Source organism: Kineosporia sp. R_H_3 (genome assembly GCF_002198675.1).
Taxonomy (GTDB): Bacteria; Actinomycetota; Actinomycetes; order Actinomycetales; family Kineosporiaceae; genus R-H-3.
This window is the reverse complement of the sequence record NZ_MWLL01000194.1, coordinates 1-21,299: the sequence shown is the minus strand read 5'-3', so window position 1 is coordinate 21,299 and position 21,299 is coordinate 1. Positions and strand designations below refer to the sequence as shown.

The following is a 21,299-nucleotide window of genomic DNA, read 5'->3' as shown; positions in this document are numbered from 1 at the left end:
TCAGGGGCCCGGGACCTCGTCGAGCGGCACGAACCCCGCGGCGTCGGGGCCGAACGCCTCGACGCGCCGCAGGTACTCGGTCGGCGTCCAGCCGCTGAACCGCCGGAAGGCGCGGACCACGTGCGGCTGGTCGTAGTAGCCGGCCTCGGGTGCCAGCGCGGCCCAGTCCGGCGGCAGGGGCTGGTGCTGCAGCGCGGTGACGAACCGGTGGAACCGCCAGATCTGCGCGTACTCGCGCGGCGTCACCCCCGCCGCCCGCCGGAACCGTGTGACCAGGGTGCGGTGCGAGACGCCGGCCCGGGCTGCGGTCGCGCCCAGCTGCAGGCGGGCGTCGTCGTGGACGGCGGCGAGCGTCGCCTCGACGACGGGGTCGGCGACCCAGCCGGCACCCCGCTGCGCCATCGCCGCCGTCAGCAGGTCGAGCGCCTGGTCCGGGCCCGCCGCCGCGCGCAGGGCCCGCGCCAGGTCACCCGCACCCGCCATCACCGTCGCGGCCGGGACGACGGCGCCGGCCACGGACCCGCCGGGAGCGTCGGTGAGCAGGCCGAGCCCGCCCGCGCGCAGCTCGGCCCCGACGTGCCGGATCGTCGGCGGTGAGGCGATGACCAGGTACTCGGACTGGATGCCCGAGACGAAGGCGTCGTCGACCTGCGTCGCGACCCCGGCACGGTCGTGGACCAGGTACGGGTCGGAGAGGTTGAAGATCAGGTGCACGTAGGGCAGGGGCAGGATCTTCTCGAACGCGCGGACCCGCGGCATCTCCAGGTACCACAGGCGCGCGACGGCGGCCTCGAGACCGGCGGGCGCGGGCCGCTCCTCGTAGATCACGGCCGCAGCATAGGTGCGTGTCCGCGGGGCCAGGTCGTGCTCGGCCGAGAACCTCAATCGCGGCGCGGCGCCCGGATGCCGCGGAACTCCCAGTCGCCGCCGAGCGCCGTCGACAGCACCTCCTCCGACTCCGTCGGCTGCGCGCCGACGTCCTCGCGGATCGCGGTCGGGCCGTCGACGATGTGGTTGCGCAGCGTCCCCAGCCCCTCGACCTCGACCTCGACGACGTCGCCGGGGAAGACCGTCCGGCTGTTCGCGGGGGTGCCCGAGAGGATGACGTCCCCGGGGTACAGCGTGATCGTCCGGGCGACGTCGGCGACGAGGTAGTGCATGTCCCACGTCATCTCGGCGGTCGAGCCGTCCTGGACGACCTTGCCGTTGACCCGGGTCTGCATGTGCTTGTCGTGGAAGTCCCAGCCGGTGACGAGGCCCGGACCGAGCGGGGCGAGGGTGTCCGAGCCCTTGACCCGCAGCATCGAGCCGGCGTCGGTGTCCCGGAAGTCGTGCAGGCCGTAGTCGTTCGCGACCGTGTAGCCCGCGATGTACTGCCCGGCGTCGGCCGGTGCGACGTTGCGCGTCGTCCGGCCGATGACGATCGCGACCTCGCCCTCGTAGTTGAGCCACTTGCAGCCGAGCGGCCGGACGACGGCCCCCTCGTGCGCGTTGAGCGCGGAGGTCGGCTTGCTGAACCAGTACGGCGCGGGCGGCATCTTCGCCTGGAACTCCCGCGCCCGGCTGATGTGGTTGAGGTGGACGGCGAGGATCTTCGTCGGCTGCACGGGCGGCAGGTGGACGGCGTCCGCGCACCTGACCCGGCGGCCGTCGCCGGCGACGAGCTCGTCGCCCTCGCGGACGACCTGGACCTGGGCCCCCTCCAGGAGGATCCGGCGGTACTCGACGGTCTCGGTGCTCATGTCGTCCCCTCGCTCAGCCCTGCGCCCAGGCGGGCGGGGTCGTCCAGCCGTTCGGCGCGGTGCACGTGTTCTTGACGTCGCTGTAGAAGTCGAACGACCAGGTCCCGCCCTCGCGGCCGATGCCGCTGCGGCCGTTGCCGCCGAACGGGGCGCCGAGGTCGCGGACGAAGAAGCAGTTGACCCAGACGGTGCCGGCCGACAGCTGCGCCGACACCCGCTGCGCGTGCTCGGGGTCGCCGCTGACGAGCGTGGCCGCGAGGCCGTAGTCCGTGCCGTTGGCGAGCGACACGGCCTGCTCGTCGGTGTCGAACGACTGCACGGTGAGGACCGGCCCGAAGACCTCCTCGCAGAGGATCTCGCTGCCGGGGGCGGCGCCCGCGAAGACCGTCGGGCGGAAGTAGAGCCCGCCGAGGTCGGTGTTCGGCCCGCCGCCGAGCAGCGGGGTCGCGCCGTCCGCGACCGCCCGCTCGACGAACCCCGAGACCCGCTCGAAGTGCCGCCGGGCGATGAGCGGACCGATGTCGGTCGCCTCGTCGCGCGGGTCGCCCTGCCGGATCTGCCCGGCCCGCTCGAGGAACCGCGCCATGAACGCGTCGTGCAGCGAGGAGTGCACGAGGATCCGGACGGCGGCGAGGCAGACCTGGCCGGAGTTGTCGAACTGCTCGACCGCGAGCGTCACGGCGAGGTCGAGGTCGGCGTCGTCGAGGACGACGAGCGGGGACTTGCCGCCGAGCTCGAAGGACGTCGGCGTGACGTTCGGCGCGGCCGAGGCCGCGATGGAGCGCGCCGTCGGCACGGAGCCGGTGAAGCAGATCCGGCGCACCCGCGGGTCGGCGACGAGCGGCGCGCCGGCCTCGGTGCCCAGGCCCTGGACGACGTTGAGCACGCCGTCGGGCAGGCCGGCCTCGGCGGCGATGTCGGCGAGCAGGGAGGCGGTGAGCGGCGCCCACTCCGGCGGCTTGGCGACGACGGTGTTGCCGGCCGCGAGCGCGGGCGCGATCCGCCAGGTCGCGAGCATGAGCGGGGCGTTCCACGGCGTGATGATCGCGGTGACACCGGCCGGGTCCCACGTGACGTGGTTGCGGTGGCCGCGCGTCATGAAGTCGGGGTGGACGTCGCCGGAGTCCAGGCGCAGGAGGTGGTCGGCGAAGAACCGGAAGTTCATCGCGACCCGGGGCATGACGCCCCGGCGGTGCGAGCGGATGAGCGAGCCGTTGTCCCGGGTCTCGACCCGGGCGAGCTCCTCCAGGCGCTTCTCGACGCCGTCCGCGATCCGGTGGAGGATCTCGGCCCGCTCGGCGGCGGGGGTCCGGGCCCAGCCCGGGAACGCCTCGGCCGCGGCGCTGACGGCGGCGTCCGCCTCGGCGGCGCCCCCGCGCGCGACCCGGGCGATCGTCGCCTCGTCGAGCGGGGAGACGTCCTCGAAGGCGGTCGCCGGCCCGTCGACCGAGGCGACCCGCCGGCCGCCGATCCAGTGCCGGGTGTCGACCTCGACGCCCTCGACCGTGGCCGTCGCGGTGTCGTCGCTCATGCGCCCTCCTCAACGTTCGGTACCGAATGATTGCCGTGACGGACGCGGCTCGTCAAGGGAACCGTATCCCCGGCCGCAGGCCCGGCCACCTGCCCGGACATCCCCCGGCGGACCCCTTGAAACCTCGCCGCGGGGAGCCTATCGTTCGGGCCCTAACGATCTGGGCTCCCGCCGTGACGCCGGGTCCGCCCGCCCATCGAGACCCTGGAGACCCCGTGGCTCAGTCCTCCGAGGCGCCCCCCGCCGGCACCGCCGGCGCCGACGGCACCCACCAGCTCCGCCGAGGCTCGCTCGGCGTCTTCGGCATCGCGTTCTTCGTCGTCTCGGCGGCCGCCCCGCTGACCGCCATGGCCGGCGGTGCCCCCACGGCGATCGCGTTCTCGAACGGGGCGGGCGTGCCCGCGGCGTACGTGCTCGTCGTCGTCATGCTCCTGGTGTTCTCGGTCGGCTACACCGCGATGGCCCGCCACCACACGAGCACCGGGGCGTTCTACTCCTACATCTCCCGCGGGCTGCGCCAGCAGGCCGGCGGGGCCGCGGCCTTCCTCGCCCTGCTCGGCTACAACGCGATGCAGATCGGTCTCTACGGGCTCTTCGGCGTCGCCATGAGCGGCTTCCTCGCCGACCCGGTCGGGGTGGACGTCCCCTGGTGGGTCTGCTCGTTCACCGCGCTCGCGGTCATCGCGGTGCTCGGCTACCGGCAGGTCGACCTCTCGCTCAAGGTGCTCGCGGTGCTCGTCGTCGCGGAGTTCGTCGTCGTCCTCGTGCTCGACGCCGCGATCCTCGCCAAGGGCGGCACGATGGCCACGGGCGCGCCGATCTCGGCCTCGCCGTTCGGCTGGGACGCCCTGACCGGCCTCGGCGGCGGCGCCCTGGCGCTCGCCGTGCTCTTCAACTCCGCCGCGTTCGTCGGCTTCGAGGCGACGACGATCTACAGCGAGGAGGCTCGCGACCCGAAGCGGACCGTCCCGCGCGCGACGTACGTCGCCGTCCTGACGATCGGCGTCTTCTACGTCTTCACCACATGGCTCATGGTCAACGCGGGCGGGCTCGACGGCGTCCAGAAGTTCATCTCCGACCTCGGCCCCGACCCGACCGTCATGCTCTTCGCGATCGGCGACGCCTACGTCGGCACCGGCTTCGTCCAGGTCATGAGCCTGCTCTTCGCGACGAGCGTCTTCGCCGCGCTGCTCGCCTTCCACAACGCCGTCGCGCGCTACCTCTTCGCGCTGGGCCGCGAGGGCCTGCTCCCGGACACCCTCGGCCGCACGCACGCCGTCCACCTCAGCCCGCACGCCGGCTCGGTGAGCCAGAGCGCGCTCGCCGCGCTCGTCGTCGCCCTCTTCGTGCTCACGGACCGCGACCCGGTCACCCAGCTCTTCGTCTGGCTCACGAACCTCGGCACGCTCGCCGTCCTCGTGCTCATGGCGATGGCGTCGTTCGCGGTCGTCGCCTTCTTCCGCCGGCACCCGGACCTCGACCCGAACCTCGGCCGCACCCTCGTCGCCCCGCTCGTGGCCGGGGTCGCGCTCGTCGCCGCGGTGGTGTTCGCCTACATCAGCTTCGACGACCTCATCGGCCCGCAGGGCTGGCTCACGTGGGGCCTGCCGCTGCTCGTGCCGGTCGCCGCGGTGCTGGGTGTCGTCGCGGCCGGCGTGCTGCGCGGCCGGGACCCGCAGCGCTACGCCGAGATGGGCCGGCACCGCGACATCTGACGGGACATCTGACCGGCAGACTACGAGAACAGACGGGACGGACGGCGATGAGCCAGACCCAGGGCGGTGCGGCGATGCAGGGCTTCTTCTACCCGCGGACGGCGAGCGGGCTCTCGAGCCTGCTGCCCACCCCGCCGTGGTTCTACTCCGGCGACCTCCTCACGGTCGAGTACCGGACCGACCCGGAGCGGGTCGCGGCGCTGCTGCCCGAGCCGCTCTCGCCCGCGGCGGAGGACCCGGGTGCGGTGGCGCTCATCTGGGCGGACTGGCAGTCCTGCGGCGCGGACCGGGCCGAGCTGCTCGACCCGGTCCGCTCGCAGTACAAGGAGGCCTTCGTCGTCGTCCGCTGCTCGTTCGAGGACCGGACGTACTCGCGGTGCGCGTTCATCTGGGTCGACAAGGACTTCGCGATGCTCCGCGGGATCCACCAGGGCTACCCGAAGAAGCTCGGCTCGATCCACATGACCCGCTCGCACCCGCTCACCGAGGGCGCCCCCGCCCTGGCCGCCGGCGGCCGCTTCGGGGCGACCCTCGCGGCCGCCGACCGGCGTCTCGCGCAGGCCGTCATCACGCTGCGCGAACCGAGCAGCAGCAACGGTTTCGTCAACGGGCACCCGATGGCGCACCACCGCTGGCTGCCGTCGATCGACGGCGTCGGGGACGCCCACGTCGAGCTCATCGAGTCCGGCGGCGCGTTGGCCTCGATCGGTGCGACGTTCGCGGCGGACGTCGACGAGCTGAGCCTGTTCGAGTCCCCGACCGAGGAGCTCGCGGCGCTGCCGGTCCGCGAGGTCATCGGCGGGTACTACCGCCAGATCGGCGTGGTCTGGAACGGCGGGCGCACGCTCTGGAAGGGCTGACCGTGCGCGCCGCCGGGGAGAGCACGGACGGCAGGCCCGCGGGCGGCGTCCGCTGGGTGCTCGTCCTCTCCGAGAACTGGACCATGCACTCGGGCGGCACGCCGGCGGACCTGCGGACCATGGTCCGCTGGGCGCAGGAGGCCGAGGACGCCGGCATCGACGCCGTCATGGTGAGCGAGCACGTCGTCCTCGGGCCGGCAGCCGGTGCGGCGGGCCGGATGGCGAACCCGCGCGACTACGCGATGCCCGGCAACCAGGACCCGGACATGCCGTGGCCGTCGTCGCTGCTCATGCTCTCGGCGATGGCGGCGGTCACCGAGCGGGTCCGGCTCGCGGCGTGCGCGGTCATCTCGCCGCTGCGGCACCCGCTGCTCCTCGCCAAGGACTTCGCGACCCTCGACGCACTGTCGGGCGGGCGGCTCGTCGTCCAGCCGACGGTGTCGTGGCACGAGGAGGAGTACGCCGCGCTCGGGGTGCCGTTCCGTGAGCGCGGCGCCCGCCTCGACGAGCAGCTCGAGGTCTGGGACGCCGCGTGGCGGGCGTCGGCCACGGGTGCGCCGCTGCGCCACGAGGGCCGGTTCTGGAGCTTCGACGACGTCTGGGTGTCACCCGGCCCGGCCCGGTCGCAGGGGCCCGCGATGTGGTTCGGCGGGCAGGCGATGCACCCGGCCCTGCTGCGCCGCCTCGCCCGCCACGGCTCCGGCTGGCACCCGCTCGGCCGCCCGTCGGAGCAGGACCGGGCCGCGCTCGCCGAGGCGCTCGCGCCGACCGGCCGGACGCCGTCCGACCTCGAGCTCGTCGGGGGCGTGCGGACGACGTTCCCCGCCGACGACGTGTGCGGCAGCCTGCCGGAGGCGCTCGAGGCCGTCCCGGCGCTCGTCGCCGACGGCTTCACGACGCTGTGCGTCAAGCCGGGCCAGTACACCGACGACGCCGCCGGCATGGGCGCCTTCTGCCGCGAGCTGGTCCGGCGCAGCGAGGCGCTGCTCGCCTAGGTGCTCGCCGGGAACGACGGCGCCGCCGGACCCGAGCGGGTCCGGCGGCGCCGTCGTCCGTGCTCGTCAGAGCTTCTGCGGACCCTGGTCGGCCGGGTTGAGGTCGTCCCACTCGTGACCGGTCGGCTCGACGCCGGGGGACACGAAGGTGAGCACGAGGCTGACGACGAAGACCGCGAGCGTCGTCCAGACGACGTAGATCGTCGGCGTCGGCACCTTGTAGATCGCGCCGAAGATCGCCGCGCCGGTGACGAGGATGCTCACGAACACTGCGAGGTAGACCTTCCACGGCTGCGCGTGGTCCGCCAGACCGCGGACGGCACCGACCGACAGCACGAGGTAGATCAGCGCGAGCGCGAAGCCGCCGAGCGCCGCCATCCACGAGAAGACCGACACGTAGTGCGGCAGCCCCAGCGGCGCCCCGTCCGGCCCGGTCAGCTCGACGAAGCCCGGCACCCAAAGGGTGACGGCCGTCGTGAGCAGGTAGAGGCCGAGGACGACGATCGTCGCGTTGAGCGGCGTGCTCCGCGGCGAGACGTTCGCCAGCGCCGACGGCAGGCGGCGGTCGCGGGCGAGGGCGAACAGGCCGCGCGACGCGGCGACGGCGCAGCCGATGAGGACGGCGAGCATGTCGAGGACGACGACCAGCTCGAGGAGCCGCCGGACGGCCGTCGAGCCGAAGCCGCCGTCGTCGGCGCTGCTCGCGAGCGCGAACAGCGGGCCCCCGGCCGCGTCGCCCATCGCGCCGAGGTCGAACCGGAAGCCGGCGACCTGCGCGTACGTGGCGATGAAGTAGAAGCCCGCGACGAGCAGCACGCTGATGAGCACGGCCCGAGGGATGTCGCGCTTGGGGTGCTCGGTCTCCTCGCCGAGGTTCGCGGAGGTCTCGAACCCGGTGAAGAGGAGCACGCCGTAGAGCACCCCGAACAGGACGCCGGAGAAGCCGGTCTCGGACGACGACGGGCTGAGCGCGCGCCCGAGGTCGTTGTCGCCGCCGACCTTGACGATGACGTACAGCGAGAAGACGAAGACCGTCGCGACCGACAGCAGCGCCAGCACGAGCTGGGCCCGGGTCGAGAACGCCACCCCGAAGTAGAGGATGGCGCCGACGAGCCCGATGACGACGAGGTCCCAGAGGCCCTCGGGCAGGACGGCGCTGCCGAACTCCGCGTCGAGGGTGTCGTGGATCGTGCCGCCGATCATCACGGCCAGGCCGGAGCCCAGGGCCAGGATGCCGACGTAGTAGAGCAGACCGAAGGTGCCGCCGACCCGGCTGCCGAGGCCGTCGCTGATGTAGTCGTACAGCGATCCGGCGGCCGAGATCCGGCGGGCGTACTCGGAGATGATCCAGCCGAGCGCCAGCACACCGATCGAGGCGAGGACGACGGCCAGCGGCGCGGCGTCGCCGGCGCCCCGGCCGCTGGCCGAGGTCAGGCCGACCAGGAGCGGCACGAGGAACGCGATGGAGAACACAGGCCCCACGAAGCCGATCGACTGCGCGACCGCGTCGAGGAGGCTGAGCTTCTGAGCACCCCCGAGCCGGGGTGCGTCGTCGGTGTCGTACTGAGACACGCTCGTTTGTCCTTCCCTGGAAAACACGTTTGGGCCCCCATGACCAGCGCGCCGACTCTAGGGGGACCAAGGTCACGCCGACCAGAGTCTGAGAAGGTTTGCGTCCGGAAATCTGCGCTACGCCCTTTTTGTGCCGAGGATTCGGCTGGAAGAATCCTGACGGTGACGTCGTCGGTTGGTGCGGTCCTGGCCCGGCTCCCGCTGTTCTCGCAGGTCAGCGCCGATCTGCTGGCCGTTCTCGCGGCGGCCGCGGTGCCCGTCGCGCTCGGTCGCGGGGAGGTGCTCTTCCACCGGGGCGACGAGTGCACCGGCTTCTTCGTCGTCCTGCGCGGCCAGGTCAAGCTCGCGGTCACCTCCGCCGAGGGCAACGAGAAGGTGCTCGAGATCATCGGCGCCGGCGAGACCTTCGCCGAGGGCGTGATGTTCGCCGACCGGCCCTACCCGGTGACGGCCACCGCCCTCGTCGCGTCGGACCTGTTGTCGGTGCCGCGGCGCACCGTTCTCGACCTCATCGACGCCGAGCCGACCTTCGCCCGGCGGATGCTCGCGGGGATGTCCGTGCGGCTGCACACGATGGTCGCCGACGTCAGCGCGATGGCCCTGCACTCCGGCACCCAGCGGGTCATCGCCTTCCTGCTCGCCGAGGCCGCGCCGGACGACGCGACGCTGCGCGGCGGCGGGTCGGCCGTCGTCCGGCTGCCGGCCGGCAAGGCCGTGCTCGCCTCCCGGCTGAGCCTGACCCCGGAGACCTTCTCCCGGGTGCTCCGGTCGCTCGTCGAGCAGGGGCTCGCGGACGTCGACGGCCGGCAGGTCACGCTGCCCGACCTGGCCCGGCTCGCGGCCTGGTCCGGCGCCTGAGGCAGGACCTCGGTCCCGCCGGCGACGGCCGCGACGGCGGGCGGACGGCGTCCGCCCGGCGCCCTTGACCTGCGTCAAGGAACGCCCTGCGGCGGCTGCCTAGCGTCCGGTCCATGCCCGCGCCGGGCACTGCTCCGTGTGCCCGGCCACGACGCGTGCCCGTGCGGCACCACCGACCGGAAGGCCCCGACGTGTTCTGCTTCCAGTGCGAACAGACCGACCGCTCGCTCCCGCTCCTCGGCTGCCAGGTCGACCACGGCACCTGCGGCAAGGACGAGACGACCGCCGACCTGCAGGACCTGCTCATCCACGTCCTGCAAGGCGTGGCGCAGTACGGCACCCGGGCGCGGGCGCTCGGTGCGCCGGACGACGCCGCCGCCGACTTCGTGCTCTACGCGATGTTCACGACCCTGACGAACGTCAACTTCACCGCGACCCGGTTCGTCCAGCTCGTCACCGAGGCGGCGAAGGTCCGCGACCGGGTGCGCGCGACGTACGAGGCCGCGGCGGCGGCGCAGGGCGTCACGGCCGAGGCCCCGGCCGGGCCCGCCGCGTTCGTGCCCGCCGCGACGATGGACGCGATGCTCCTGCAGGCCGCCGAGGTCGGCGTCCGGGCCGGTGCCGAGACCGTCGGGGACGACGTCGTCGGCCTGCGTGCCCTCGTCCTCTACGGGCTCAAGGGCGTCTGCGCCTACGCGCACCACGCCGCCGTGCTCGGGCAGACCGACCCCGCGGTGTTCGCCGCCGTCGAGTCGGCGCTGGACTTCCTCGCCTCCGCGCCGACCGACGTCCCCGCGCTCCTGGAGCGCTCGCTCGAGCTGGGCCGGGTCAACCTGCGGGTCATGGAGCTGCTCGACGCCGGCAACACCGGCACGTACGGCACCCCGGAGCCGACCGCCGTCCGCCGGGTCCCGCTGCCGGGCAAGGCGATCCTCGTCAGCGGCCACGACCTGCGCGACCTCGCGGCGATCCTCGAGCAGACCAAGGACCTCGGGATCAACGTCTACACCCACGGCGAGCTGCTCCCGGCGCACGCCTACCCGCTGCTCAAGGCGTACCCGCACCTCGCCGGCAACTACGGCGGCGCCTGGCAGGACCAGCAGGTCGACTTCGCCCGGTTCCCGGGCGCGATCGTCATGACGAGCAACTGCATCATCGAGCCGCAGCCGGCGTACCGGTCGCGGATCTTCACGACCGGGCCCGTCGGCTGGCCCGGCGTCCGGCACATCGGCCCGGCGGCCGGCTCGTCCGCGCCGATCGGCGGGCACGAGGGCCCGACGGACTTCCGGCTCGCGGTGAAGGCCGCCCTGGCGCTGCCCGGGTTCACCGACGTGGACGCCGCGGGCGACCTCGAGCCGTTCACGATCGGCTTCGGCCGGGACGCGATCCTCGGTGCCGCCGACGCCGTCGTCCAGGCCGTCAAGGACGGTGCCATCACGCACTTCTTCCTCGTCGGCGGCTGCGACGGGGCGGCGCCGGGGCGCAACTACTACACCGACTTCACGACGGCGACGCCGGCGGACACCGTCGTCATGACGCTCGGCTGCGCGAAGTTCCGCTTCAACGACCATGACTTCGGCACCGTCGCCGGTCTGCCGCGGCTGCTCGACGTCGGCCAGTGCAACGACTCCTACTCGGCGATCAAGGTCGCGGTCGCGCTCGCGGAGGCGTTCGGCTGCGAGGTCAACGACCTGCCGCTGTCCCTCGTGCTGTCGTGGTTCGAGCAGAAGGCCGCCGCGGTGCTGCTCACCCTGCTGGCGCTGGGGATCCGCGACATCAAGCTCGGCCCGACGCTGCCCGCGTTCCTCACGCCGGCCCTCGTCGGCGTCCTCGTCGAGCAGTTCGCGCTGGCGCCGGTCGGTGACCCGGCCGCCGACCTCGCGGAGTGCCTCGCGTGACGTCGGACGTCCTGACCGACACGCTGCCCGTGACCCTCACGACGACGGACGGCGTCCGGATCGACGTCGGCTGCGCGCCGGGCACGGACGTGCTCGCCGCCGCGGCCGAGGCCGGCTACGTGCTGCCGTCGCTGTGCCGCAAGGGCACCTGCGGGGCCTGCTACGCCACGGTCGAGGGCGCGCACGACGTCGGGCCGCACAGCGCGGAGGCGCTGCCGCCCGGGGCGGCGGCGGACGGCGGCGCCCTGCTGTGCCGCACCTACCCGCGCGAGCCGCTCGCGGTCGCGCTGCGCTGCGAGGACTCCCGGATCATCCGGGGGAGCATCCCCGAGCGCGGCGCGGGCGTCGTCGCCGTCGAGCCGGTGAGCCCGGACGGCCGGACGGTCCGGGTGCGGCTGCACCTCGACCCGGACGACGTGAGCGGCGCCGGGGTCGAGTTCGAGCCCGGCCAGTTCGTCGAGGTGTCGCTGCCCGGGCAGGAGCCGCGCCGGGCGTACTCGCTGGCGAACGTCGCGAACTGGGACGGCGAGGTCGAGCTCCTCGTCCGGCTCCAGCCGGGCGGCTGGTTCAGCGAGGTCCTCGAGGGCTGGCTGGCGACCGGTCCGGCCGGTGCGCGGCTCGTCGTCCACGGCCCGCAGGGCGCGTTCGGTCTGCGGGAGAACGGGATCCGGCCGCGCTGGCTCGTCGCCGGCGGCACCGGGCTCGCCCCGCTCGCGTCGATGGTGCGCCGGATGGCCGAGTGGGGCGACCCGCAGCCGGTGCGGCTCTACCTCGGCGTGACGACGGCCGCGGAGCTGCCGGACCTCGCGCTGCTCCCGGAGCTCGCCGAGGCCCTCGACCTGCTCCCGGGCGCCGTCCTCGAGCCGTGCGTGTGGCGGCCGGACGGCACGTGGACCGGCACGGCGGGCACACCCGTGGACGCGCTGGCCCGCGACCTCGCGGTGCTCGGCGGAACGGCCGGGCCCGAGTGGCCGGACGTCTACGTGTGCGGCCCGCCCGCGCTCGTCGACGCAGCGTGCGCGGCGGCCGCCGCGGCCGGCGTGCCCGCCGACCAGGTGCACGCGGAGAAGTACCTCCCGGCGTGATCGTCGCGGTGCGGAGGACCTGCCCGGTGGACGGGGCGGCTCCTCCGTACCGCCGCGATCACTGCCCCGCCGGGAGCCGGCGCAGCACCTCGGCGACCTCGCGCGCCGTCCGCTCGTCGGGGACGTACGCGGAGAAGACCGTGTCGTAGGAGTCGCCCTCGACCAGGTGCACGAGGTGCGGCACGTGCACGGCGAGCGCCCGCAGGGCGAGCGTCTGCGCCTCGTGCCCGGCCTCGACGCCGAGCACGGCGGCGAGGTCGTCGCTGTAGAGGGACCACTGCTCGCCGGGCTCGTCGGGGGCGAACACCTCGACGGTGGCCCTCCCGGGCTGCCGGACCGGCTCACGGGCCTGCTCGTGGGGCTGCTCACCGGCCGACTCATGCGCCGGTCCCGGCGCCGGCGGCTCCGGCGCCGGCCCGAGCGCCCGGAGCACCTCGTCGAGCGCGACGACCTCGTCCGGGGCGGGGCGGGGCACGACGAGCGGGACGTCGTCCCAGGTCCACCGGACGAAGCCGCTGCGGTCCAGGCACTGGACGAGGCGGGTCGTGCCGTCGCGCGTGCGCTGCACGGTGACGGTGCCGCGCCGGGTGAGGAGCCGGGCGACGAGGGTGCCGCCGGTGTCGTCCGCCGTGACGAGCCGGACGTCGTCCGAGCCGTCGAGGCCCTTGCCGAACCAGCCGAGCGCGCTGTGGTCGGCGCCCCGCCGCAACCAGGCCTCGGCGGGGCAGGTCACCCAGCGGCCCCGGACGGCGGCCTCGACGCGTGCCGGCTCGACCGGCCCGAGGAGCCCCTGGAGCAGCAGCGTCCCGCGCACGCGGGCCACCGCGCCCTCCACGAGCACCGCGGCGTCGAGGTGCCCGGCCTCGATCCACTGCATCCCGGGGCGGACGCCGCCCACGACCCGCTCGCCGGCCGTGGTGAGCGCCCACAGCGTCCACACCGGGCTGGTCGCCCAGGTGCCGTACGCGGCGCGCAGCAGCCCGGCCGGGTCGGGCACGGTCGCGGCGGGCGTCACGGGACGGACGGTAGCGATCAGAGCGGTCGGGCGGCCACCCGGTCGAGGAACGCCTCGACGAGGGCCCGGGTCCGCGCCCGGGCGGCGTCCTCGCCGTCCGCGGTGTCCTTCCGGACCGCCTCGACGTCCAGCCCGAGGCCCTCCATGATCGCGGCACCCCCGGTCTCCAGCCAGCCGTCGAAGACCTCGAGCGTCACCTCGGGGTGGAACTGCAGGGCCAGGGTGCGGCCCATCGTCCAGGCCTGCGAGCAGTGCGCGTTCGCCGCGACCTCGAGGGCACCGGGCGGCAGCACCATGGCGTCCTTGTGGAACTGGAACCACGGTCCGGCCGGGACCAGCGCCGGGTCCGCGGTGACGACGTCCGTCCAGCCGATCTCCCAGCCGGGCGCCCGGGTCACGCCGCCGCCGAGCGCGACCGACAGGGCCTGGCCGCCGAAGCAGATGCCGAGCACGGGCACCCCTGCGGTGTGCGCCGTCCGCAGCATCTCCAGCTCGGGGACCAGCCAGGAGCCGATCGTCGCGTGGTCGTCCGCCGACCACGGCGCCCCCATCGGGACGACGAGGTCCCACTCCCGCGGGTCGGGGAAGTCGTGGTCGACGCCGGGGGAGTGGAACCGCTCCTCGGGGACGACGAGACGCCGCTCGAGCGCGTAGCCGCGCGCCTCGAGCGCCTCGCCGACGAGACCCGGGCTCGTGTACGGGTCGTGCTCGACGAGCAGCGCCCGCCGCTGCGGGCCCGTCTGCGGGCCCGGCGTCACGAGCCCTGCACCTGCACCCAGTACTCCTTGAACCCGTTGACGAAGTTGCTGCGCACCCGCTTGGGCGGCTCGAGCTCCTTGGCGGAGTCGACCCGCCGCAGGATCTCCTCGAACATGATCCGGATCTCCATCCGGGCCAGCTGGTTGCCCAGGCACAGGTGCGGACCGCCCTTGCCGAAGGCCATGTGCTCGCGGGCGTCGCGCTCGACGTCGAAGCGGTACGGGTCGGCGAAGACGCTCTCGTCGCGGTTGCCGGACGCCCACCACATGACGACCTTGTCGCCCGCGGCGATCGTCCGGCCGTGCAGCTCGACGTCCTTCGTCGCCGTCCGGCGGAAGTGGTAGACCGGCGAGGCCCAGCGCAGGAACTCCTCGACGGCCTTCGGCAGCAGCTCGGGCCGCTCCTTGAGCGCCGCGAACGCCTCCGGGTGGTCGATGAGCGCCTTCATCGAGTGCGTGATCGTGTGCCGGGTCGTCTCGTTGCCGGCGACGACGAGCAGCAGGAAGTAGTTGTGGAAGTCCCGCTCGGACAACGGGATCCCGTCCTCCGGCACCCGGTTGACGAGCTTGGAGACGAGGTCCTCGCCGTCGCCGCCGCGGCGCTGCCGGGCGAGCTCGTCGCCGTACGCGAACACCTCCAGCGCCGCCGGCGAGCGGAACGGCAGGTTGCGGTACTGCTCGCTCTCGGGGGAGTCGAGCAGGACGTCGGCCTCGTCCGGGTCGGTGTTGCCGACCATCCGGTTGCCCCAGCGGATGAGCTGCCACGCGTGGTCGTCCGGGACGCCGAGCAGCCGCACGAGCACCCGGATCGGGAAGTCGGCACTGACCTCCTTGACGAAGTCGATGCCGCCCTCCGCCTTCGCCTTGCCGAGGGCCGCGTCGAGGGTCGTCGCGGTGAGCCCGCGCAGGAACGTCTCGTACGGCGCGAGGGCGCGGGCCGAGAAGTCGCGCTGGAGCAGGCGACGCAGCGCGAAGTGCCGGGCGCCGTCCGTCTCGAGCATCGACTTGCGGATCTCGAGCTGGTCGCTGTCGAGCTCCTCGAGGTTCACCGCGGCGACCTCGGAGGAGAACGTCTCCTCGTCCCGGGAGACGTTGACGATGTCGGCGTGCCGGGTGATCGACCAGAACCCCTTGTTGCCGCCCTGCTCGGGGTTGAAGTGCACCGGCTCGTCGCGCCGCAGGCTGTCGAACGCCGCCCACGGCGTGGTCTGCGCGAAGAGGTCGAGGTCGGAGAGGTCGGTGTCGGCGGCGGCGCCGGACGGCGCGACGGGCGTCGTGGTCATGTCAGCTCTGCTCCCGGTGTGAAGGGCACGGCGTCTACAGGTGGTACGCGTACTCGGTGAACTCCCAGTCGGTGACGTGCCGCTCGAAGCGCTCGACCTCGTTGCGCTTGTATGTCACGAAGGACGTGCAGAACTCCTCGCCGAGCACCTCCTGGAGGGCGGTGTCGGCCTCGAACGCGTCGAGCGCGTCGGGCAGCCGCTGCGGGAGCATCTCGGCGTTCTCGGGGTCGTACCCGTAGCCCTCGAGCGCCGACGGCGGCGTGAGCCCGTCGCGGATGCCGAGGTAGGCCGCCGCGAGGGTGCCGGCGATCGCGAGGTAGGGGTTCGCGGTGGCGTCCCCGAGGCGGACCTCCATCCGGGAGCCGCCGCCGCGCTCCGGCGGGATCCGGACCATGGCGCTGCGGTTGTCCAGCCCCCAGTCGACGAGCCACGGAGCGAGCGTGTCCGGCCCGAACCGCTTGTAGGAGTTGATCGTCGGGTTCATGAGGGCGGTGAGGGCCTTCGCGTGCGCGAGGACGCCGGCGATCGCCGACAGGCCGAGCTTGGAGAGGCCGTGCTCGCCGTCGGCGTCGCCGAAGACGTTCGTGCCGTCCGCGTCGACGAACGACACGTGCAGGTGGAAGCCCGAGCCGCCCTCGTCGTTGAACGGCTTGGCCATGAACGTCGCGAGCAGACCGTCCAGGCGGGCGATCTCCTGGATCCCCGACTTGAGCCGGAACGACCGGTCGGCGGCGTCGAGCGCGGCCGAGTGGTCGAGGTTGATCTCGAACTGGCCGCCGCAGAACTCGTGGTTCGCCGCGGTGACCCGCAGGCCGGCGTCCCGCAGCAGCCGCAGCGTCTTGATGAGGTGCCGGCGGGGGTCGCCCTTGGAGCCCACGACGTAGACGTTGCCCGGGGCGTCGGCGTAGCGCTTCCAGCCGCGCTCGGAGGCGTCCGGCTCGAGCAGGTAGTACTCGAGCTCGGGCCCGACGACGCCGCGGACGCCGTGCTCGGCGAGCAGCCGTTCGACCCGGGTGAGGACCGCGCGCGGGCTCTCGCTGTGCGGCTGCCCGTCGGGGCCGCGGACGTCACCGATCGCCCAGGCGGCGCCCTCCTCCCACGGCATCGCCGAGAGCGTCGAGAGGTCGGGGCGGACGTTGACGTCCGGCAGCCCGGCGTCCAGACCGCCCGCGACCGGGACGACGTCCCCCTGCGGCGAGGTGTGGAAGATCGCCCGGCAGAAGGCGAGCCCGTGACCCATCGCCGTCGGCAGCTCGTCGATGAGGACGTCGCGCCCCCGGTCGACGCCGATCATGTCCGAGTAGGAGATGCGGACGACGTCGACGCCCTGGGCGCGCAGGCCCTCGATCACGTCTGCGAGATCGGCGGGGCGGTCGCTCGGCTGGTCAGCCACTGGTGCCTCCAGGAGGTTGTTTGGGTCCGAACAATACGTCGCCGGAACCGGCCCGACAAGAGTCCCGTGATCCGTGGGGTCCGCACCAGGGGAGGTCCCGGCGGCTCTTGACCCGGCCCCGGGCGGGACATATCGTTCGGGACCAAATGAATGTGTCGGTCCTGCCCCTTCGGGCGGGACGCCCGGGCGGGCGGCACCATGGTGGCGAGCCGGCGCCGCGCCGAGCAGTACGGGACGGGAGAGCTCATGGGTGAGGTGGTCGGGGCCGGTCTGCTGGCCCACGTACCGACGATCATGCTGCCGGAGGCCACGCGCCGGGAGCTCAACCACGGCGAGGACTCCACCCTCGTCGCGGGTCTGGAGCGGCTGCGCACCGAGGTCTTCGACACCCTGGACTACGACACGGTCGTCGTCCTCGACTCGCACTGGGCCACGACCGTCGAGTACGTCGTCACCGCGCAGGACCGCCGGGCCGGCCTGTTCACCTCCGAGGAGCTGCCCCGGGGGATGTGCCGGATCCCCTACGACTTCCCCGGTGACCCGGAGTTGGCCGCGGCGATCGCGGAGCGCGCCGAGCCGAACGGCACGTGGATCACCCCGATCGACGACCAGTACCTGCCGATCTTCTACGCGACGGTCAACCTCTGGCACTTCCTCGGCCGCGGCCTGCCCGACAAGCGCTGGATCTCCCTGAGCGTCTGCCAGACGGCGACCACGGAGGACAACCTGCGCGTCGGGCGGGCGATCGGCGAGGCCGTCGCGGCCTCCGACCGCAAGGTCCTGCTCCTCGCCTCCGGTGCCATGAGCCACACGTTCTGGCCGCTCCAGGTCATCCGCGACCACGAGGCCGCCGGCGTCGAGCACATCTTCACGCCCGAGGCCTACGCCGCGGACGTCGAGCGGATGGACTGGTTCGCCGCGGGCGACCACGCGCGGGTGCTCGACACGATGCCCGAGTTCCTCCGCCACAAGCCGGAGGCCCGGTTCGCGCACTACCTCATGATGATCGGCGCGCTCGGCGAGGGCCGCTGCACGGCGCCCGGGCGGCGCTTCAGCGAGTACGAGAACTCGGTCGGCACCGGCCAGGTGCACATCTGGTTCGACCGGCCCGGGGCCGGCTGGACCGCAGGGTCCGCTGCGCCGACCGGCTGAACCGACAACCTCACACCGTCCCTGATCCACCGGCGCCGCCGCGCCGGGTAGATTCCGCCGGTCATCAGATCCGGCCTCCCCGAGGAGAACGCAGTGAAGATCGTCGTCGACATGGACCTGTGCGCCGACCACGGCCAGTGCGTCTACGCCGCCCCCGACGTGTTCCAGCTGGACGACAACGGCAAGCTCGTCTACAAGACCGAGGCCGACGAGTCGCAGCGCGACCTCGTCGAGGAGGCCGCTGACGTCTGCCCCATGCAGGCCATCTCGATCGAGGACTGAGCCGTGACCGGGGCGTCGGGGCAGCGCGTCGTCGTCGCGGGGGCCTCGCTCGGCGGCCTGCGGGCGGCCGAGGGGCTGCGCGCCGCGGGCTTCACCGGTGAGGTCGTCGTCGTCGGCGACGAGCCGCACATGCCGTACAACCGGCCGCCGCTGAGCAAGGAGGCGCTCGCCGGGGACCTCGCGTTCTCCGCCCTGGAGTTCCGCCGGCGCAAGAGCGTGGACGACGTGACCTGGCGCCTCGGGTCCGCCGTCGCCGAGGCGAGCCTGGGCACCCGCGAGGTCATCCTCGCCGACGGCTCGGTGCTGCCCTTCGACGGCCTCGTCGTCGCGACCGGGCTTCGCGTGCGGCGGCTCACCCTGCCCGCGCCCGAGGCCGGCCGCTACGCCGTCCGCACCCTCGAGGACGCCGTCGCGCTGCGCGCCGATCTGCGGCCCGGGGCCAGGGTCGTCGTCATCGGCGCCGGGTTCATCGGCTGCGAGGTCGCCGCGACCGCGGTCGGCCTGGGCTGCGAGGTCGACGTCGTCGCCCCCGAGGACGTCCCGATGCAGCGCCCGCTCGGGCCCGAGGTCGGCGCCGCCATGCAGCGCAGGCACGAGGCGCACGGCGTCCGGATGCACCTGCACCGGCTGCCCGCCGTCGTCGAGGCCCGGACGACCGGTGCGGACGCGGACCCGGGCCTGGTCGGTGCGGTCGTCCTGGACGACGGCACCCGGCTGCCCGCCGACGTCGTCGTCGAGGCGCTCGGCTGCGTCCCCAACACCGAGTGGCTCGCCGCCACCGGGCTCGACATCGCGGACGGCGTCCGCACCGACGGGTGGATGCGTGCCCTCGACCCCGAGGGTCATCCGCGCTCCGACGTCGTCGCCGTCGGGGACGTCGCCCGCTTCCCCAACGCGCTCTTCGACGACGTGCCCCGGCGCGTCGAGCACTGGAGCATCCCGACCGACACCGCGAAGCGGGCCGCCCCCGCGCTCGTCGCGGGCCTGTCCGGCGCCGACCTCGACCCGGCCCCGTTCGCGCCGATGCCGTCGTTCTGGAGCGACCAGTACGGCGCCCGGATCCAGTCGTTCGGGTCGCTCGGTGTCGCCGACACCGTGCGGGTCCTCGAGGGCGACCTCGACGGCGAGTTCGTCGCCGGCTACGAGCGCGGCGGCGACCTCGTCGGCGTCGTCGGGGTCGGGCTCATGCCGTCCCTCATGAAGCTGCGGGCCGAGATGATCACCGCGCTGCAGCCGCGCTGAGCGCCGTCCGCCCTCACCGCCGTACGACGAAGGCCCGGTCCCCCTGAGGGGCCGGGCCTTCGTCGCCGTGCTTGGTGTCGCGGGGTCAGCCGACCGGTGCGCAGACGTCCTTGAGGCTCGCGGCCTCGCCGGCCGGGACCTCCGCCGGGGTCGCCGACGGCTTGGGCGTCTTCGTCGCGCCGGGGCTGGCGCCCGCGCTCGGCGTGGCGGTCGCGGTGGCCTTGACCGGGGCCGTGATCGCCGCCTGGACCTTCTCCTGGATGTAGGGGAAGTCCGGGTCGGCGGTCGAGCCGAGCACCTTGTTCGTGAACGCCAGGCTGCTCACGCCGCCGGACTTCACGCGCAGCGCCAGGTCGGCCCACGCGCTGAGGCTGTCGAGCGGGATACCCGTCTTGATGTTGCCCTTGGCGGCCTTGGCGATCCCCGGGAACGAGCGCAGGACGTCCATCGGGTCCGTCTGGTCGAGGACGTACCCGATGAGGCAGCGCTGCCGCGTCATCCGGCTGTAGTCGTCGGTGTTGAAGCGCGAGCGGGCGTACCACATGGCGTAGTAGCCGTCGAGGTGCTGGATCCCGGGCTTGAGGTACGCCTTCGGGTACTGGGTGACGTTCCCGTTGCCGTCGTGCGCGCCGCCGATGGCGAGCTTCTCGGTGACCGGCACCGTGACGCCGCCGACGGCGTCGATGAACTGCTGCAGGCCCTTCATGTCGACGATCGCGTACGTGTCGATCGTCAGGCCGAGGGTCTGCTCGACGCCCTGCTTCACGGCGGTGTACCCGGCCGACCAGTCGGACTTCGCCTTCGGGTAGTACTGCGCCCGGTGCTCGACGCCGAACTGCCAGAGCGCGTTGAGCATGCAGGACTGGTCCGGGCAGCGGTACCCGCTCGGGTAGTCGGCCGCCTGCTGGGTGCCCGCGGGGAACGGGACGCCCTGGAGGTTGCGCGGCAGGCTGAACATCACCGTGCGGCCGGTCTTCGTGTCGATGCTCGCGACGATGACCGTGTCGGTCCGCACGCCCGTGCGGTCCGAGCCGGCGTCCGAGCCGAGCATGAGGACGTTGACCCGGGGGATGTCCGCCCACGGGTTCGCCTTCTCGACGTTCGGGTTCTTGCCCGTCGTGTCGTCGACGCCCGTGGCGAAGATCGACGAGACGGAGTCCTTGTAGATCCGGCTGTAGTCCGCGACCCGCGCCGCCGGGATGAGCACCAGCGCGACGATGGCGACGACGAGGCCGCTCGACATGACCCGCTGCGGGAGCGTGAGGTGCGCGTACCGGCGCAGCGAGGCGTGCGTCCCGAGGACGACGAGCGCCCACAGCAGCACGAGCACGAGGAGCACAGCGGCGGCGACGACGATCCGGCTCGGCGACGCGGCGAAGTCGATGATCCCCTTCAGGCCCGCCAGGTAGAGGGCCGCGCCGACACCGGCGACGAGGAGCACGTTGGCCGCGAGGACGACGCCGCCGAGCGCGCGCCGGCCGGCCATGATCAGGCCGACACCCGGGACGAAGCTGCCGAGGACGGTCCACAGGACCACGCCGCCGAAGCCCTGGCCGTAGGTCGTCGCGTGACGCCCCCGGGCCTCGCCGCCGTCCGTCATGAGATCACGGTAGGGGCCGGGCGCCGCGGCGCGCGTCGAACGGGAGTCGCGACCGCTGCCGTGGGGCTGCTCGCCACCGGTGGACCGATGGGAGTGGGGCGCCACCTGGGTCACGCGCTCCTCCTCGACAGGTCGATCGTGGCTCGTAAGTCCGCCTGACGCCCCCGCGGCACTGGAGAGACTGCGGAGACATTCTCACATGGCATGACGCGCAGGGACGCCGGTTCGTTGCGACCTTCGACGGGCTCACAGGAAAGTGGGCGAACTACACCATTGTGATTTGTCGGTGTGCGGTTGGGGTGGTTCGGGGAGCGGGAG

The 21,299-nt window shown here is 73.4% G+C and carries 18 protein-coding genes; 9 read left to right on the top strand and 9 right to left on the bottom strand.

Annotated elements, in window-relative coordinates:
• From ECOMGDLI_RS23950 to ECOMGDLI_RS23940, 3 genes are read right to left on the bottom strand one after another with little or no spacing between them, the layout of a single operon-like run.
• Positions 1–828, bottom strand: a complete 828-nt coding sequence (locus tag ECOMGDLI_RS23950; protein ID WP_088319371.1) for an AraC family transcriptional regulator — start codon at positions 826–828, stop codon at positions 1–3.
• A 53-nt stretch (positions 829–881) separates the two neighbouring features.
• On the bottom strand, positions 882–1,742 hold the full coding sequence (locus ECOMGDLI_RS23945; RefSeq protein WP_088319370.1) for a fumarylacetoacetate hydrolase family protein: 861 nt from the start codon (positions 1,740–1,742) through the stop codon (positions 882–884).
• Between the two features lie 13 nt (positions 1,743–1,755).
• Entirely contained in the window at positions 1,756–3,273 is a 1,518-nt protein-coding gene (locus ECOMGDLI_RS23940; RefSeq protein WP_088319369.1) for an aldehyde dehydrogenase, read from the bottom strand.
• A 215-nt stretch (positions 3,274–3,488) separates the two neighbouring features.
• On the opposite strand from ECOMGDLI_RS23940, the gene ECOMGDLI_RS23935 reads away from it, so the two are divergent.
• From ECOMGDLI_RS23935 to ECOMGDLI_RS23925, 3 genes are read left to right on the top strand one after another with little or no spacing between them, the layout of a single operon-like run.
• Positions 3,489–4,988: an APC family permease gene (locus tag ECOMGDLI_RS23935; protein ID WP_198955139.1), complete on the top strand. Its 1,500-nt coding sequence runs from the start codon at positions 3,489–3,491 to the stop codon at positions 4,986–4,988.
• Positions 4,989–5,035: 47 nt separating this feature from the next.
• Entirely contained in the window at positions 5,036–5,848 is an 813-nt protein-coding gene (locus tag ECOMGDLI_RS23930) for an acetoacetate decarboxylase family protein (protein WP_198955138.1), read from the top strand.
• A gap of 2 nt (positions 5,849–5,850) precedes the next feature.
• The gene (locus tag ECOMGDLI_RS23925) at positions 5,851–6,843 is read left to right on the top strand and encodes a TIGR03619 family F420-dependent LLM class oxidoreductase (protein WP_198955137.1); all 993 of its coding nucleotides are present in this window, start codon (positions 5,851–5,853) and stop codon (positions 6,841–6,843) included.
• A gap of 66 nt (positions 6,844–6,909) precedes the next feature.
• Here ECOMGDLI_RS23925 and ECOMGDLI_RS23920 read toward each other — a convergent pair whose 3' ends face one another.
• Positions 6,910–8,415, bottom strand: coding sequence for an APC family permease (locus tag ECOMGDLI_RS23920; RefSeq protein ID WP_158221130.1), 1,506 nt, complete (start codon positions 8,413–8,415; stop codon positions 6,910–6,912).
• Positions 8,416–8,577: 162 nt separating this feature from the next.
• Between ECOMGDLI_RS23920 and ECOMGDLI_RS23915 the strand changes: the two genes are divergently transcribed.
• The 3 genes from ECOMGDLI_RS23915 (at position 8,578) to ECOMGDLI_RS23905 (ending at position 12,256) form a co-directional block, all read left to right on the top strand.
• Positions 8,578–9,273: a Crp/Fnr family transcriptional regulator gene (locus tag ECOMGDLI_RS23915; protein ID WP_198955136.1), complete on the top strand. Its 696-nt coding sequence runs from the start codon at positions 8,578–8,580 to the stop codon at positions 9,271–9,273.
• A 191-nt stretch (positions 9,274–9,464) separates the two neighbouring features.
• On the top strand, positions 9,465–11,171 hold the full coding sequence (gene hcp, locus ECOMGDLI_RS23910; protein WP_088319379.1) for a hydroxylamine reductase: 1,707 nt from the start codon (positions 9,465–9,467) through the stop codon (positions 11,169–11,171).
• On the top strand, positions 11,168–12,256 hold the full coding sequence (locus ECOMGDLI_RS23905; protein ID WP_088319365.1) for a 2Fe-2S iron-sulfur cluster binding domain-containing protein: 1,089 nt from the start codon (positions 11,168–11,170) through the stop codon (positions 12,254–12,256). Before hcp ends, ECOMGDLI_RS23905 begins: the two co-directional genes overlap by 4 nt.
• Before the next feature lie 58 nt (positions 12,257–12,314).
• On the opposite strand, the gene ECOMGDLI_RS23900 is transcribed toward ECOMGDLI_RS23905, so the two are convergent.
• The 4 genes from ECOMGDLI_RS23900 to ECOMGDLI_RS23885 are packed head-to-tail and all read right to left on the bottom strand — an operon-like array spanning position 12,315 to position 16,606.
• Positions 12,315–13,271, bottom strand: coding sequence for a hypothetical protein (locus ECOMGDLI_RS23900; RefSeq protein ID WP_088319364.1), 957 nt, complete (start codon positions 13,269–13,271; stop codon positions 12,315–12,317).
• Between the two features lie 17 nt (positions 13,272–13,288).
• Entirely contained in the window at positions 13,289–14,029 is a 741-nt protein-coding gene (locus tag ECOMGDLI_RS23895) for a type 1 glutamine amidotransferase (RefSeq protein WP_088319363.1), read from the bottom strand.
• On the bottom strand, positions 14,026–15,312 hold the full coding sequence (locus ECOMGDLI_RS23890) for a cytochrome P450 (RefSeq protein WP_088319362.1): 1,287 nt from the start codon (positions 15,310–15,312) through the stop codon (positions 14,026–14,028). The genes ECOMGDLI_RS23895 and ECOMGDLI_RS23890 overlap by 4 nt, the downstream gene beginning before the upstream one ends.
• A 34-nt stretch (positions 15,313–15,346) precedes the next feature.
• Positions 15,347–16,606 carry a glutamine synthetase family protein gene (locus ECOMGDLI_RS23885; RefSeq protein ID WP_088319378.1) on the bottom strand — a complete coding sequence of 420 codons (1,260 nt, stop codon included), beginning with the start codon at positions 16,604–16,606 and terminating at the stop codon, positions 15,347–15,349.
• A 345-nt stretch (positions 16,607–16,951) separates the two neighbouring features.
• On the opposite strand from ECOMGDLI_RS23885, the gene ECOMGDLI_RS23880 reads away from it, so the two are divergent.
• From ECOMGDLI_RS23880 to ECOMGDLI_RS23870, 3 genes are all read left to right on the top strand, one after another.
• A complete protein-coding gene (locus ECOMGDLI_RS23880; RefSeq protein ID WP_088319377.1) occupies positions 16,952–17,857 on the top strand; it encodes a catechol 1,2-dioxygenase in 906 nt (301 codons plus the stop codon).
• Between the two features lie 93 nt (positions 17,858–17,950).
• Positions 17,951–18,139 carry a ferredoxin gene (locus ECOMGDLI_RS23875; protein ID WP_088290534.1) on the top strand — a complete coding sequence of 63 codons (189 nt, stop codon included), beginning with the start codon at positions 17,951–17,953 and terminating at the stop codon, positions 18,137–18,139.
• Positions 18,140–18,142: 3 nt separating this feature from the next.
• A complete protein-coding gene (locus tag ECOMGDLI_RS23870) occupies positions 18,143–19,381 on the top strand; it encodes an NAD(P)/FAD-dependent oxidoreductase (RefSeq protein ID WP_088319361.1) in 1,239 nt (412 codons plus the stop codon).
• Between the two features lie 85 nt (positions 19,382–19,466).
• Here the strand turns inward: ECOMGDLI_RS23870 and ECOMGDLI_RS23865 are convergent, their stop codons facing one another.
• Complete coding sequence (locus tag ECOMGDLI_RS23865; RefSeq protein ID WP_088319360.1) at positions 19,467–20,981, bottom strand: LCP family protein; 1,515 nt, start codon at positions 20,979–20,981, stop codon at positions 19,467–19,469.
• Positions 20,982–21,299: the final 318 nt, after the last annotated feature.

Coding starts and splice junctions, on each gene's coding strand:
- ECOMGDLI_RS23945 (WP_088319370.1), bottom strand. CDS start 1,742: ATGAGCACCGAGACCGTCGAGTACCGCCGGATCCTCCTGGAGGGGGCC.
- ECOMGDLI_RS23940 (WP_088319369.1), bottom strand. CDS start 3,273: ATGAGCGACGACACCGCGACGGCCACGGTCGAGGGCGTCGAGGTCGAC.
- ECOMGDLI_RS23930 (WP_198955138.1), top strand. CDS start 5,036: ATGAGCCAGACCCAGGGCGGTGCGGCGATGCAGGGCTTCTTCTACCCG.
- ECOMGDLI_RS23890 (WP_088319362.1), bottom strand. CDS start 15,312: ATGACCACGACGCCCGTCGCGCCGTCCGGCGCCGCCGCCGACACCGAC.
- ECOMGDLI_RS23885 (WP_088319378.1), bottom strand. CDS start 16,606: ATGATCGGCGTCGACCGGGGGCGCGACGTCCTCATCGACGAGCTGCCG.
- ECOMGDLI_RS23880 (WP_088319377.1), top strand. CDS start 16,952: ATGGGTGAGGTGGTCGGGGCCGGTCTGCTGGCCCACGTACCGACGATC.
- ECOMGDLI_RS23865 (WP_088319360.1), bottom strand. CDS start 20,981: ATGACGGACGGCGGCGAGGCCCGGGGGCGTCACGCGACGACCTACGGC.